This is a genomic window from Nonomuraea sp. NPDC050227, assembly GCF_044459705.1.
Classification (GTDB): domain Bacteria; phylum Actinomycetota; class Actinomycetes; order Streptosporangiales; family Streptosporangiaceae; genus Nonomuraea.
The window spans coordinates 197160-210354 of record NZ_JBITJF010000005.1 but is presented as its reverse complement, the minus strand read 5'-3'; the positions used below and the strand labels follow the sequence as shown (position 1 = coordinate 210354).

Annotated in this window: 11 protein-coding genes and 1 riboswitch; of the genes, 5 read left to right on the top strand and 6 right to left on the bottom strand. The window is 70.3% G+C overall.

Going from position 1 to position 13195, the window contains the following annotated elements; genetic code table 11:
- Positions 1-202 precede the first annotated feature (202 nt).
- A complete protein-coding gene (locus ACIBK9_RS21255; protein ID WP_397160472.1) occupies positions 203-1981 on the top strand; it encodes a hypothetical protein in 1779 nt (592 codons plus the stop codon).
- Positions 1978-2340, top strand: coding sequence for a hypothetical protein (locus ACIBK9_RS21250; protein WP_397160471.1), 363 nt, complete (start codon positions 1978-1980; stop codon positions 2338-2340). Before ACIBK9_RS21255 ends, ACIBK9_RS21250 begins: the two co-directional genes overlap by 4 nt.
- Before the next feature lie 26 nt (positions 2341-2366).
- On the opposite strand, the gene ACIBK9_RS21245 is transcribed toward ACIBK9_RS21250, so the two are convergent.
- From ACIBK9_RS21245 to ACIBK9_RS21225, 5 genes are all read right to left on the bottom strand, one after another.
- Positions 2367-3005 (bottom strand): GPP34 family phosphoprotein, encoded by a 639-nt coding sequence (locus ACIBK9_RS21245; RefSeq protein ID WP_397160469.1) that lies wholly within the window; start codon positions 3003-3005, stop codon positions 2367-2369.
- A complete protein-coding gene (locus ACIBK9_RS21240) occupies positions 3002-4399 on the bottom strand; it encodes an APC family permease (protein WP_397160467.1) in 1398 nt (465 codons plus the stop codon). The genes ACIBK9_RS21245 and ACIBK9_RS21240 overlap by 4 nt, the downstream gene beginning before the upstream one ends.
- A gap of 221 nt (positions 4400-4620) precedes the next feature.
- Entirely contained in the window at positions 4621-6915 is a 2295-nt protein-coding gene (locus tag ACIBK9_RS21235) for a chitinase C-terminal domain-containing protein (RefSeq protein WP_397160465.1), read from the bottom strand.
- Between the two features lie 119 nt (positions 6916-7034).
- Positions 7035-8048 (bottom strand): PP2C family protein-serine/threonine phosphatase, encoded by a 1014-nt coding sequence (locus ACIBK9_RS21230; protein ID WP_397160463.1) that lies wholly within the window; start codon positions 8046-8048, stop codon positions 7035-7037.
- A gap of 204 nt (positions 8049-8252) precedes the next feature.
- The gene (locus tag ACIBK9_RS21225; RefSeq protein ID WP_397160461.1) at positions 8253-10211 is read right to left on the bottom strand and encodes a glycosyl hydrolase family 18 protein; all 1959 of its coding nucleotides are present in this window, start codon (positions 10209-10211) and stop codon (positions 8253-8255) included.
- A gap of 242 nt (positions 10212-10453) precedes the next feature.
- On the opposite strand from ACIBK9_RS21225, the gene ACIBK9_RS21220 reads away from it, so the two are divergent.
- Both ACIBK9_RS21220 and ACIBK9_RS21215 read left to right on the top strand, forming a co-directional pair.
- Positions 10454-10801, top strand: a complete 348-nt coding sequence (locus ACIBK9_RS21220; RefSeq protein WP_397160460.1) for a luciferase family protein — start codon at positions 10454-10456, stop codon at positions 10799-10801.
- A 260-nt stretch (positions 10802-11061) separates the two neighbouring features.
- Positions 11062-11199, top strand: a riboswitch (cyclic di-AMP (ydaO/yuaA leader).
- Positions 11200-11213: 14 nt separating this feature from the next.
- Positions 11214-11933 carry a CHAP domain-containing protein gene (locus tag ACIBK9_RS21215; protein WP_397160458.1) on the top strand — a complete coding sequence of 240 codons (720 nt, stop codon included), beginning with the start codon at positions 11214-11216 and terminating at the stop codon, positions 11931-11933.
- Positions 11934-12042: 109 nt separating this feature from the next.
- On the opposite strand, the gene ACIBK9_RS21210 is transcribed toward ACIBK9_RS21215, so the two are convergent.
- Positions 12043-12591, bottom strand: a complete 549-nt coding sequence (locus ACIBK9_RS21210) for a TetR/AcrR family transcriptional regulator (protein WP_397160456.1) — start codon at positions 12589-12591, stop codon at positions 12043-12045.
- A gap of 97 nt (positions 12592-12688) precedes the next feature.
- On the opposite strand from ACIBK9_RS21210, the gene ACIBK9_RS21205 reads away from it, so the two are divergent.
- On the top strand, positions 12689-13186 hold the full coding sequence (locus ACIBK9_RS21205; RefSeq protein WP_358292360.1) for a nuclear transport factor 2 family protein: 498 nt from the start codon (positions 12689-12691) through the stop codon (positions 13184-13186).
- The last annotated feature ends 9 nt before the right edge of the window (positions 13187-13195 follow it).

The window sequence follows — 13195 nt, the reverse complement described above, 5'->3', positions numbered from 1 at the left end:
CCGCATCGCCCGCACCGCCCTCCGGCGCCTGAATGGTGGACCAATACACCCTCCCGTAATGCTCCGTAAAGGGAAGAATTTCAATTTATCGGGCTTTTGTCCCGAGCTTCACTTCCGGTGAACGAGACTATTTGATAACAACGAGCCCCCCAAAGCACTCGCCCCTCATAAGCTCGGCCGGGTTCACCGACGAAGGAGGGTCATGGCCGTCGACAGCTCCGGCGCCACCGGCTCCACGCGGGACACCAGGGCCCACCCCGGCGTGCCCCGCATGAGCAACGTCACCCGCTACCTCAGCGCCGCCGCCTACCTCGACAGCGGGTTCCGCGACCGGGTGCTGGGCGAGCTGATGTTCGACCCCTACCGCGCGGTCCCCCCGTCCTACGGCGGCTTCGACCTCGTCCCGGTGATCCACCACTGCCGGCGCTCGCGCTCGATGCTCGTCGTCCGCGACGCGCTCATCACCGTGTTCTTCCTCGTCGGGTTCGTGATCTCCCCGCTGACCACGATCGCGTGGGTGGCGACGCTCGTCCCGCTGGTGCTGCTCACGTCGGGGCGGGTCCGGCGCGGCTCGCTCGTGCTGCGGGCCATGCTCTGGTTCTGGGCCGCGAACATGGCCCTGCTCCTGCTGGCCGCGGTGTTCTCCACCGCGCTGTCCGTGCTGCTGCTGCAGAGCCTGTCCAGCTCCTCGTTCTACGACGACGGCCCCTCCTACGGCGTCGCCGACGTCCTCGGTCAGGGGCTCGGCACGCTGGCGCTGGCGATGGCCGTGCCCTTCACCACGCTCGGGGTGGCGCTGGTCTACCGGATCGCGACGTACATGACGCTGGCCGGCACGCTGCGGCCGGGCGCGCCCGAGCCGGTCACCGGCGCGACCGGCCCCCGCACCGCCCATCGCGTCGACTACGTGCGCAGCGCCCAGTGGGGCAACATCACCATGTACGCCAACGAAGACGCCTTCATGGGCGCCGGGTCCATCGCCAGGACCTGGTCGATCGCCGTCGAGCTCGACCGGGTGCGCGGCCGCGAGGGTCCGCCGCGCCGCCAGGACGACCCGGTCGACCTCGACCCCGTCGAGCTGCACGCCTTCGTCCGCGAGCGGCTGAAGGACATGCGCGACCGGGTGCTGCGTCCCAACGAGGGCATCCAGCGGCTCGACATCGGCGACCACGTCGTCACCAGGGGGATCTTCACCGTGGCCGACTGGCACGAGGGCGGCGCCCCGGTGTGCCATCCGCTGATCGGCAAGAACGGCCTGCCCAGGTCCCACGCCACGCCCGAGGAGATCGAGGCGATCGTCCGCCATCCGCAGGGCGGCGTGCGCTACTACCAGCGCGTCACGATCAACAACGCCGGGCAGGAGATCCGCGACCGCAACGGCCGGCTCGTCGCGCCGGCCGAGGATCAGGAGGCGCTGACCTCCGCGTTCATCTACCTGGCCGTCGAGGGACGGATGCTCTACACCCAGTTCGTGGTCACCGTGCTCCCGCCCGCCCACGGCCCCTACCACGTGGTCGACCGGCTGCCCACGATGACCGGCGGCCGCATCGCCTGGGAGGCGGTCAGGTCGTTGAAGCTGCGGCTGCTGCGCGACGTGCTGGCCGCGCCCGCCCGGCTCGTCCGTACGGGGGTGCAGGCCGTCCGGCAGAACATGCTGGCGCCCGACCCGCGCAAGCACATCGTCTACCCCTACGGCGCCCGCTTCAGCGTCCGGGAGCTGGGCGCCAGCGACGACCTGCAGACCCACATCCAGGTCCTCGACGTCTCCAAGTACGTGCGGATGATCGAGCAGCGGCTCACCGAGGCGGTCCTCGACTTCCTGGAGGACAAGGGCGTGGAGACCGGCGCCTACCGGTTGCAGGCGGCGAGCGTGACCATGAACACGCTGTCGGTCAGCGGCGGCGCTACGGTCAGCGGCCCGGTCGCCTTCGGGCACCAGGCCGCGGCGACGGTCAACAACCTGGGAGGGCAGGGCGCGTGACGAACGAGCAGACCCCCACGCCGGGCTCGTACGGCGTGCACATCAGCGGCGGCGAGGTGAGCGGCCCGATCGCGGTGGGCCCGCACTCCCGCGCCACGGTCAACAACCTGGGCGGCGCGGCCCCCGGCGAGGCGGCCCGGCTGCTCGACCGGCTGGAACGCCTGCTCGCCGAGCACGAGGCGGAGGTGACCGAGCCCGCGCGGGCCCGCCGGGACGTCGCCGACGTGCGCCAGGAGATCGAGCAGGCCGACCCCGACCGCTCCCGCGTCCTCGACGCGCTCAAGCGGCTGTCGGCCCGCGCCGCCGAGGTGTCGGTGATCGTGGAGGTCGTCGGCCAGATCCGCGAGCTGTTCGGCTGACCAGCGGCTCTGGAAGGGGGCCGCGGTCAGCGGAAGACCGCGACCGCGGCCTCGCCGAGCATGTCGTCGATCAGCTGCACGACCTCCCTGACGACGGGGGAGTGCTCGCCCGCGATCTCCCGCAGGCGTTCGACGAGCCGGGCCGAGGGCTGGTCGAGGTAGAGCTCGGCCTCCAGCCGCAGCGCCCCCACCAGCCCGCACAGCGCCGCGCCACGCCCGTCGGGCTGCTTCCAGCCCTCCACCGCCGAGCGCACCCCGGCCGAGGCGCGCACCACCGAGGCGATGTCGGCGAGCTGGTACCGCGTGTACGGCAACATGCCCATACGCCGCCTGGTCACCATGACCAGCACGCCCGCGGTGACCAGGCTCTGCCGGGTGCGGTCGTAGGCGTCCTCGGCCAGCTTCTTGATCCAGAACCTGGCCTCGCCCTCGGCCCGGTCGCGGGCCATCAGCGGGACCAGGGAATCCACGACCGCGTCGCCGACCGGGGTGGGGTCGACGACGGTGATCCGGCCCTGCCCGACCGTGACGCGCCCGCTCAGCGCCAGGTCGAGCAGCACCGCCCCGGCCAGCCCGAGCGCCATCGAGTGCTGGTGCACCAGGGGCTTGCCGGACTGGTCGTGAGCGATGAGGAACAGCTCGTGGTGGAGCGGCGGCCGCGTCACGGCGACCGGATCCCGGTCAGGCCGGCCTTGTCGTCGCCGTCCAGCACCGGGCGGCGGCCGCGGGCGTACAGGACGCCGAGGACGACGACGCCGACGGCGAGCCAGATCAGGCCCACCCGCTGGGCCAGGATGTTGGCGTTGACGATCACGAAGATCAGGATCGCCATGCCGATCAGCGGCGCCACCAGGTGCGACCAGAAGTCGGACGAGCGCTGCCGGACCCGGTAGTGGACGATCACCGACACGTGCAGCACGACGAACGCGATCAGGCCGCCCATGTTGACCAGGCTGCTCAGCAGGCCGACGCCCTCCTTGAGCTGCGAGGCCCACACGCCGATGCCGACGGACAGCGCCGAGACGAGCAGGATGGCGTTGGCCGGGACCGAGTGCTTGATCGACACCTTGGCGAGGAAGGCCGGCAGCTGCCGGTCGCGGGCCATGGCGTACAGCAGGCGGGAGACGGCGACCTGGGCGACCAGGGTGTCGGCGAAGCCCCAGGAGATGGCGGTGGCCGTCGAGGTGACGTGCCGCAGCCACTCGCCGCCCGCCGAGGCGGCGGCGTCGTAGAAGGCGGTCTCCGAGCCGGTGTTCAGCAGGCCCGCCGGGTCGGGCACCACCAGCGCGGCCACCCAGACCTGGGCCACGAACAGCAGCCCGGCCAGGATCAGCGCCAGCCGCATGGCCCGGGCCACCTGGGCCGAGCCGCCCGCGGACTCCTCGACGAGCATGCTGATGCCGTCGAAGCCGAGGAAGGACAGCACCGCGACGGAGACCGCGGCGAAGATCACCGGCCAGGAGAAGGTGTCGGGGTTGAACAGCGGTGAGAGGCTGAACCCGTGGCCCTCGCCCTGGAGCAGGGCCCAGATCCCGATCAGCACGAACAGGCCGAGCACGACCAGCTCACAGGTGATCAGCACCTTGGTGAGGGTGATCGTCATCCGGATGCCGCGCAGGTTGACCACCGTGTTGACGGCCACGAAGACGAGCAGCCACCCCCAGACCGGCACCCCCGGCACGCTGGCGTTCATGGCGATCGAGGCGACCAGGTAGAGCAGGCTCGGCACGAGCAGGTAGTCGAGCAGGATCGCCCACCCGGTCATGAAGCCGACCGACGGGGCGATGCCGCGGCCCGCGTAGTTGTAGACCGACCCCGACAGCGGGAAGGCCTTGACCATCTGCGCGTAGGAGGCCGCGGTGAACAACATCGCGACCATGCCCACCAGGTACGCCAGGACGGGCATGCCGCCCGAGGCCTTGTAGACCGGGCCGAAGATCGCGAACGGCGCGATCGGCACCATGAAGATCAGGCCGTAGAACACGAGGTCGGTCAGTCCGACCCCGCGGCGTAATTCCTGACGGTAGCCGAACTGCTCGATGCTCTCCTGAGGTTGCACGACAGCCTCTCCATGTCGTCCATGCGGGGGGGTGACGGGCCTCGGTATACGCATGGGGTTACGGATACCGGTGGGGCTCGATCTGGCGATCCTTCCGTAGCCCACGGTCACGTCGCAAGAGGCTGCTCCAGGTGGTTGCGTACCTGACCTCGCCGCAGGGCCCGCGCCGGCGGAGGCGGGCGGGACGCGCACCGTCCCGCCCGCCGGCCGGCGGCGCCGCCTCAGCAGGCGCCGACGTCCTTCCAGACGCCCCACTCGCCGGTGGTGCCGGGCTCCTGGCCCTGCGTCCACCACTTGGCCTCCCACGTGTGGGCCTTGTGCGAGACGCGCTGGCCGCCGTTGTAGACGGCCGTCGCGCTCCAGGCGGGCGCGGTGCAGGCGCCGCCGGTCGGGGTGACGGTCGGGGTCGGGCTCGGGCTGGGCGCGACGCCGCCCCGAGCCAGGTCCTGGACCAGCCCGTACGTCCTGCCGCCGAAGGTCAGCGTGTAGTTCGCCTGGCCGGGGACGGGCAGGTAGTACACGTAGTCGAGGGTCACCGACGCGCCGGGGGCGAGCGTCTGCCAGGTGGGCAGCTTCACCGACACCCGGTGGAAGTCGCCCTTGAGCCCGCCGACGTTGTTGCCGGTGTGCTCACTGCTGATCACCCGCAGGCCGAAGCCCGACTGGTCCTTGGCGTTGTTCGGGGCGGAGGTCGCGTAGTCCCACTGGAACTCCGCGCCGCCCGGGATGGTGGTCTGCGTCTTGTTGGTGATGACGAGCTTGGGGTTGATCGGGTAGTTGCTGTCGCCGGCGGGGAAGCCGGTGGCCTCGATCGTGACGTCCACCTTCTCGGCGGGGACGGCCACCTTGGCCTTGGCCGCGCCGTACGGGGCGGCGGTCCTGAGCTTGTCGTAGAGCAGGCCGGTCAGGGTCTGGCCCATGAAGTACTCGCCCTTGGCCGCGTCCCAGGCGTAGTCGCCGGCCAGCTCCCAGATCATCACGCCGCCGATGCCCTGGTTCCTGATGTAGTCGGCCTTGGCGCCGAGCGACTGGTCGTCCTCGGTGGACAGGAACACCTTCTTGGTGGCGTTCCACAACCAGGGGGCGGTCAGGGTGGCGTTGTAGTTGCGGGTGTAGGTGCCGGTCAGCCGGTCCTCGGGGTCGCTCGCCGGGTCCAGGCCGTAGGCGGGGCCGTAGGAGCCGGCGATGCCCTTGGCCAGGTTCATGGCGTGCCACATGGGGTTGGAGCCGGCGCCGACCTCCTTGCCGTTCTCCTCGTCGTGCCACAGGTTGTCGATGCCGCGGGCGCCGTCGCCGCAGGTGGTCAGGCCCTGCGGGCAGCTGCCGCTCGGGCCGTTGGAGGTGCCCCACAGGCCGTTCACGCCGCCGTTGACGTTCTTCCAGCCGCGCGTGTAGTACGGCACGCCGATGTTGATCCGGCCGGCCGGCATCGCGCCGCGGAAGTAGTGGTAGGCCCAGTCGGTGTTGAGGTAGCCGAGGCCGCCGTACTGGGCGGCGGTGTAGACGCCCCACTTGGCCAGCTCGGCGTCCTTGCCGTCGTCGTACAGGGCGGCGTTGGGGCCGACGAACTCGTTCCAGGCGCCGTGCAGGTCGTAGGACATGATGTTGACGTAGTCCAGGTACTGGGTGACCTGGAAGGTCTCCATGCCGCGCAGCAGGTAGCCGGAGGCGGGGGCGGCGACGGTCAGCATGTAGTACCTGCCGTCGGCGGCGGCCGCGGTGTCCAGCTTCTGGCGCAGCGTCCTCATCAGGGCCGCGTAGCCCTTCATCAGGCTCGACCTGCGGGCGTTGGCGATGGTCCAGTCGAGCGGGTTCCCCGCGTCCTTCATCGAGGTCGGGTACTCGTAGTCGATGTCCACGCCGTTGAACCCGTACGCGCGCACGAACGCGACGACCGAGTCGGCGAACGTGCCGATGCCGGCCTGGTTGACCGAGCCGTCGGCGTTGGTGGTCATCGAGTAGAAGCCGCCGGAGGGCACGCGGGCGCCGCTGGCGTCGAAGTAGCCGCCGGTCTCGGCCCAGCCGCCGACCGACACCAGCGTCTTGGTGCCGGGGTACTGCTTCTTGTACTTGTTCAGCAGGTTGAAGTGGCCTTTGTAGGCGTAGGCCGGGTCCATCTCGGCGCCGGCGACGCCGGGCCACTCGGTCGCGGTCGCGTCGGCGTCCACGGCGATCTTGTTGCTGCCGTCGACGTGGGCGAAGGCGTAGTTGATGTGGGTGACCTTGCCCCACGGGACGTTGCCGGCCAGGTAGGCGGGCCGGCCGTCCTTGCCGGTGCGCCAGCTGGTGAAGTAGCCGATGATGCGGCGGGGGTGGTCGGCCCCCATCTTCTCCCGGCCGTCCTCGTCGTAGGCCAGGCAGTAGGGGACGTCCACGCCGGGGGTCTGGTAGAGGCCGTCCGGGCGGCAGGCGGCGTTGTCGGCCGCGGCGGTGGCCGTACCGGCCAGGGCTCCCGCGATGAGGACCAGTGAGGTGCCGCACGCGGCCAGGGCCGCGCGTAGGCGTGTGGGCTTCAAGGCCACCTCCGATGGGGCATGACTGGGGGGTTGATCGGAAGGTAAGCCTGGTGACCAGGGCCGTCAATGCGTTCTGTTAGGAAACTTTCTTAATAGTTGCCGTCCGGTCGTTCGGGCGGTCACGATCCGGTCCGGCGCAGGATGAGCACCGCGATGTCGTCGCGCGGCGCCCCGTGCGTGAAGGCGTTCAGGTCGGCGGCCAGGGCCTCGACGGTCCTGGCCGGCGGGTCGCGGGCCCAGGAGCGCAGCCGTTGCTCCAGCGGGTAGAAGGAGCCGTCGCGATCGCGGGCCTCGGTCACGCCGTCGGTGCACAGCAGCAGCGAGGCCCCGCGCGGGAAGGCGAAGCGCGCGCCGTGCCGCGGCCCGCCCGCCAGCCCGGCCAGGCCGAGCGGCACCTCCGGCTCGCCGAGCCAGAGCTGCCCGGCGTTCCCGCCGTGGATCAGGTACGGCGCGATGTGCCCGCAGTTGACCGCGTCCACCTCCAGCTCCGGGCCGATGTCCAGCAGCAGCGCGGTGACGAACCGCTCGGGCTCGCCGGTGTGCGCGGCGAACCTGTTGTGCCTGATCACGGCGTCCTCCAGGGCGTCGGCCACGCCCATGAGGGAGATCTCGCGGTAGGCCGCCTCCCGGAAGGCGCCCAGCACGGCCAGCGCGGCGCCGATCGCGGGCAGCCCCTTGCCCTGCACGTCGGCGATCATCACCCGGGTCCCGTACGGCGACGGCGCCACCTCGTACATGTCGCCGCCCACCATCGTGTCCTCCTCGATGGGCTGGTAGAGGCCGTCCACGACCACGTCGAGCGAGCGCAGCGGCAGCGGCCTGACGAGCTGCCGCTGCAACGCCGCGGCGGCCGAGCGCAACCGGCGGACCTCCTCCTCGCGCTGGATCCGGTAGCTCGCGCCGACCACGCTCATCAGCCCGAACGCCGCGGTGAAGCCGGAGACCTCCAGGTTCGTCCGCAGACTGCCGCCCAAATAGGCGACCGAGGCCGACACCACCGCCAGCACCCACACCGACGCGATCGACGTCTGCACCACCGAGCCCAGCCCCGACACGATCGCGGGCAGGAAGATCAGCACCGGCACGAGCTCCGCGCCCCCGCCGGTGAACCTGTCCAGCCCGACCACCAGCACCGTGATCCCGATCAGGCCGACCAGGAAGACCGGTGTCGTGAAGAAGGGCCGCCTGTGCCCGCCACCCCAGAGAATCGTCGTTCACCCCCGGTGACCAGCTTCTCCCAAGGCGTCCGTGTTCCCTCCTGCGGCGCGCCGGGCACGGCGAAGGGCCGGCCCCGAAACCCGGGACCGGCCCCTGACGTGCGAACTTATCCGAGGAACTTATCCGAGGCCGTTCTTCATGGCCGTGAGGAGTTCGGCGTTGGTGGTGTCACCGCTGAGCTCCCAGAAGAACGCGCCGCCGAGGCCCTGGTTCTTCGAGTAGCTCATCTTGCCGCCGATGGTGCTCGGCGTGTCGTAGCTCCACCACTGGTTGCCGCAGTAGGCGTAGGCCGTGCCCGCGACCGTGCCGGTGGACGGGCAGCGGGTCTTGATGACCTTGTAGTCCTCGATGCCCTGCTCGTACGTGCCGGGCGCCGGGCCGGTCGCCGTGCCGCCGGGCGCGGCCTGGGTCACGCCGGTCCAGCCGCGGCCGTAGAAGCCGATGCCGAGCAGCAGCTTGGCGGCCGGGACGCCCTTGCTCTTGAGCTTCTGGATGGCGTTGTCGGTGTAGAAGCCGGGGATCGGGATCTTGTCCCAGGTGGTGAGCGGGGAGTGCGGGGCGGTCGGGCCCTGCGCGTCCCAGCCGCCGAAGAAGTCGTACGTCATGACGTTGTACCAGTCGACGTACTGGGCGGCGCCGCCGTAGTCGGCCGCGTCGATCTTGCCGCCGTCGTTGCCGTCGGCGGTGATGGCCGCGGTGACCAGGTTGTTCGCGCCGAAGCGCGAGCGCAGCGCGGACATCACGTTCTTGAACGCCGCCGCGCCGCTGGTGTCACAGGTCAGGCCGCAGGCGTTCGGGTACTCCCAGTCGATGTCGATGCCGTCGAAGACGTCGGCCCAGCGGGGGTCCTCCACCAGCTTGTAGCAGGAGTCGGCGAAGGCCGTCGGGTTCTGCGCCGCCTGGCCGAAGCCGCCGGACCAGGTCCAGCCGCCGAAGGAGAAGAGCACCTTCAGGTTGGGGTACTTCTTCTTCAGCTTGCGCAGCTGGTTGAAGTTGCCGCGCAGCGCGCCGTTGTCCCAGGTGTCGGCGACGCCGTCGACGCTCTCGCCCGCCTGGTAGAAGCGGTCGTAGTCGGCGTAGCTGTCGCCGATCGTGCACTGCCCGTTCTGCACGTTGCCGAACGCGTAGTTGATGTGGGTCAGCTTGGCCGCCGAGCCGCTGGTGTCGATGTTCTTGACGTGGTAGCCGCGCTGGTAGATGCCCCACTGGACGAAGTAGCCGAGCACCTTGTTGCCGCCGCCACCGCCGCCGCCCGTGGTGGTCGCGGTGATCTGGTTGCTGTCGGCCGAGCGGTTGCCCGCCGCGTCACGCGCCCGCACGGTGTAGTTGTAGGAGGTGTTGGCGCTGAGGCCGGTGTCGTTGTACGACGTGCCCGTGACGGTGGTGACCAGGGTGCCGCCGCGGTAGACCTCGTAGCCGGTGACCGCCACGTTGTCGGTGGAGGCGTTCCAGGCCAGCGAGACGCTGTTGTTGCTGACGCCGGTCGAGCGCAGGTTGCCGGGCACCGTCGGCGGGGTCTTGTCGTCGCCGCCACCGCCGCCGGTGGTCGTCGCGGAGATCTGGTTGCTGTTGGCCGAACGGTTGCCGGCCGCGTCACGCGCGCGCACGGTGTAGCTGTAGGCCGTGTTCGCGGTGAGGCCGGTGTCGTTGTACGTGGTGCCCGTGACGGTGGTGACCAGGGTGCCGCCGCGGTAGACCTCGTAGCCGGTCACGGCCACGTTGTCGGTGGAGGCGTTCCAGGCCAGGGCCACGCTCGTGTCCGTGACGCCGGTCGAGCGCAGGTTGCCCGGCACGGACGGCGCGGTCGTGTCGCTGCCGCCGCCGCCGGAGACCTTCCACAGCGCCGCCACGTTCGGCGGCTCCCAGCCGGGCTGGGAGGTGTGCGCCTGGAGACAGACGTAGTCGACGCCGTTGTAGGTGACGACCGTGCCCGCCGTGTAGGCGGTCCACGGGGCCCAGGCCGCCGCGTACGCCACCGTGCTGGCGGAGGCGAGCGCCGGGGCGGCCACGGCCGCGGTGAGGGGCAGGGCCAACGCCGCCATTCCCGCCAGGACCTTGCTCAGAATGGTGTGTTTCATGTCGCTCCGACATCCGTTGGGGGGTGTGTGGGGAGTGGGATGGGAGACTTCTGGGGAAACTATTAGGAAAGTTTCCTTTAAGTTGTGAATCGACGGTAGCTTCTGCCTGGGGGAGCGTCAATACGTATCGGTCAGGTGTCCGTAATCGTGCCGGTCAGACCGCGGACGCGCCCGTTCACGAGGGGATAACGGTTCAGGAACGGGGGCTGACGGCGGGGTGAGCCGTGGCTCAGCATTGGAGCGTGGCAGGAATCTCCGCCTGGCGGCGGACGCCCACGCGACGCGGGCCCTACGTGGTCCGCGCGGTCGCGGAGTTACGGTCCTGGCCGTCGCTGAACGTCAGCGGCACCGGTCAGCAGGTCACCTTCGCCGTACACGGAACCGAGATCCTGCGCCTGGCCGGCCGGGACGAGATCCACGTACGGCTCACCGCCCCCGCCATCGGCCGCCTGGAGCCGCACCTGCGGGCGTGCGACCAGGTCCATGCCTGCCGCGACCGCGCCTGGGTCGCCGTACAGGTCGACGCCGAGCCCGATCTGGAATTGTTGCTGGCGCTCACGAGTGTGGCGATAAAGGCGCACGTGGCGTGAACCGATTCGGTGCGTAGCGTTTCTCCCACGCAGCGTCGAATTCATTGCCTCCATTTGCCTGGGAATTACTCGCCGGGTAGCTTGGTTGTACACAGCCGAACGGGGAGTCGTCCCAGGTAGGGATGGCATTGCCTGGGAATTACCCAAGCGGGACCCGTGTTGTACAGAGTCGATGCGGAAATCCCCGCATCCGGGCGTCGCACATATGCCTTCAGGCCCTTTCCCGGGCCCGGGAAGACGATGCGTCAGCCCTTTGCCTGACCAAGAGACCGCTGAATCCGCCTGTGCGCGGAACCGGGGACCCATGTGTCCAATGGGGTGAATCGGCACCGTGGTGCCGTAGGGCAGCTTCCCGCCCGAACCCGTCAGCTAACCCGGCAAGCGGCACGGAAGCTCAAGGAGTAACACCCTCATGGCCAAGCACCGTCTTCACCGTGCCTTCAAGCTCGACCTCGCCAAGATCGCTCTCGGCGCGACCGCCGTCGCCGGCGTGCTCGGCACGCACGCGGCAGTGAACGCCGACACCACCCACGCCACCGCCCACACCGCCACCCAGACCGCCAAGGTCGCCGGCGTGGCCGCCCAGCCGCTCGTCGCGCAGCACCGCGCCGCCGACGAGAGCGCCAAGGGCAAGGTCAACGTCACCGCCGCCCAGGTGCTGGCCACGGCCCGCGCCCAGGTCGGCACCTCCGAGGACGCCAACGGCGGCGGCACCAAGTTCCAGAAGTGGTACGCCGACTCGCAGCGCGCCGCCGAGACCGCCGCGCGTGACGGCGGCAACCGCGCCATGTACCTGAACGCCCCCTGGTGCTCGATGTTCGTCTCCTGGGTCGGCGAGCAGACCGGCGCCCGCCCGCAGGTCGGCTGGGACGCCTACACCGTGACCCACGCCAAGTGGTTCGCCGCCAACAACCGCTGGGGCACCGAGGCCAAGCCGGGCGCCGTCGTCTTCTTCTCCTGGAGCGGCAGCAAGAGCCTGAGCGACATCCAGCACGTCGGCTTCGTCGTCAAGGACAACGGCGACGGCACGATCTCCACGATCGAGGGCAACACCGGCAACGGCAAGGTCGAGCAGCGCGTCCGCCCGACCTCCCAGGTCGTCGGCTACGGCTACCCGTCGTACGCCGCCTGATCCTGCCAAGCGAAGAGCGCACTCCCCGCGGGGAGTGCGCTCTTTCGCGTTTCGGGACGGGGAGTGCGCTCTTTCGCGTTTCGGGACGGGGAGTGCGCTCTTTCGCGTTTCAGGGCCGCCGGTGCCGGTGGACCAGGACCGCCGCGGCCTGCCCGGCCGAGCGGGCCGCGCCCGGCTCCTCGGAGATCATCGCGGTGACCGTGGCGCCGTCGATCAGGGTGAGCAACTGCTCGGCGAGCAGGCCGGGGTCCCCGGCTCCCGCCTCCTCGGCGAGCGAGCGCAGGTAGGCGCGCAGGCGCTCCTTGTGCTCGCGCACCGCCGCGCGGACGGCGGCCGAACCGGCGCCCAGCTCGGCGAAGGCGTTGGCGAACCCGCAGCCGCGGAAGTCGTCCTCGGCGAACCAGCGTTCCAGCCACGCGAAGACCGCCGGGATGCGGTCGCCGGCGTCGGCCACGTACGCGGTGAGCGAGGCCATCCAGCGTTCGTCGCGCCGCCGCAGATAGGCCACGACCAGCGCCTCCTTCGACGGGAAACACTGGTAGAGGCGTTTCAGCGAGACGCCGGAGGCGGCCCGGATCTCGTCCATGCCGACCGCCTGCACGCCGCGGCGGTAGAACAGGTCGCCCGCGGCGTCCAGCAGCCGCTGCTCGTGATCCATGACACCCCTCCAGGTGCTTGCCGCGGAGAACGATCGTTCTCTACGCTAGCGCACAACCCGGGAGAACGCCCGTTCTCTCGATCGGAGAGGACAGCCCATGACCCGCCCGCCCGTCCCGCCGTTCACCGAGGAGACCGCCCGGATCAAGGTCCAGGCCGCCGAGGACGCCTGGAACACCCGCGACCCCGACCGTGTCGCGCTCGCCTACACCGAGGACTCCGTGTGGCGCAACCGCGGCGAGTTCGTCACCGGCCGCGCCGAGATCGCGGAGTTCCTGCGCCGCAAGTGGGCCCGCGAGCTGGACTACGCCCTGCGCAAGGAGCTGTGGGCGGTCACCGGCGACCGCATCGCCGTCCGCTTCCAGTACGAGTCCCGCGACGCCGCCGGCCAGTGGTGGCGCAGCTACGGCAACGAGCAGTGGGAGTTCGACGCCTCGGGGCTGATGCGCCGCCGGGAGGCCAGCATCAACGACGTCGCCATCACCGAGGAGGAACGCCGCATCTTCGGCTCCCGCCCGCTGTCCGAGCACGGCGTGGACGTGCTGGGCATCCGCCACGCGGAGATCGCCGGGGTAAGGTCGGAAGGCCGATCGTAGGAGGTCTGA

What these genes read in the sequence shown, in the direction of transcription:
- ACIBK9_RS21255 (WP_397160472.1), top strand. Translation starts at nt 203, where the DNA reads ATGGCCGTCGACAGCTCCGGCGCCACCGGCTCCACGCGGGACACCAGG.
- ACIBK9_RS21225 (WP_397160461.1), bottom strand. Translation starts at nt 10,211, where the DNA reads ATGAAACACACCATTCTGAGCAAGGTCCTGGCGGGAATGGCGGCGTTG.
- ACIBK9_RS21215 (WP_397160458.1), top strand. Translation starts at nt 11,214, where the DNA reads ATGGCCAAGCACCGTCTTCACCGTGCCTTCAAGCTCGACCTCGCCAAG.
- ACIBK9_RS21210 (WP_397160456.1), bottom strand. Translation starts at nt 12,591, where the DNA reads ATGGATCACGAGCAGCGGCTGCTGGACGCCGCGGGCGACCTGTTCTAC.
- ACIBK9_RS21205 (WP_358292360.1), top strand. Translation starts at nt 12,689, where the DNA reads ATGACCCGCCCGCCCGTCCCGCCGTTCACCGAGGAGACCGCCCGGATC.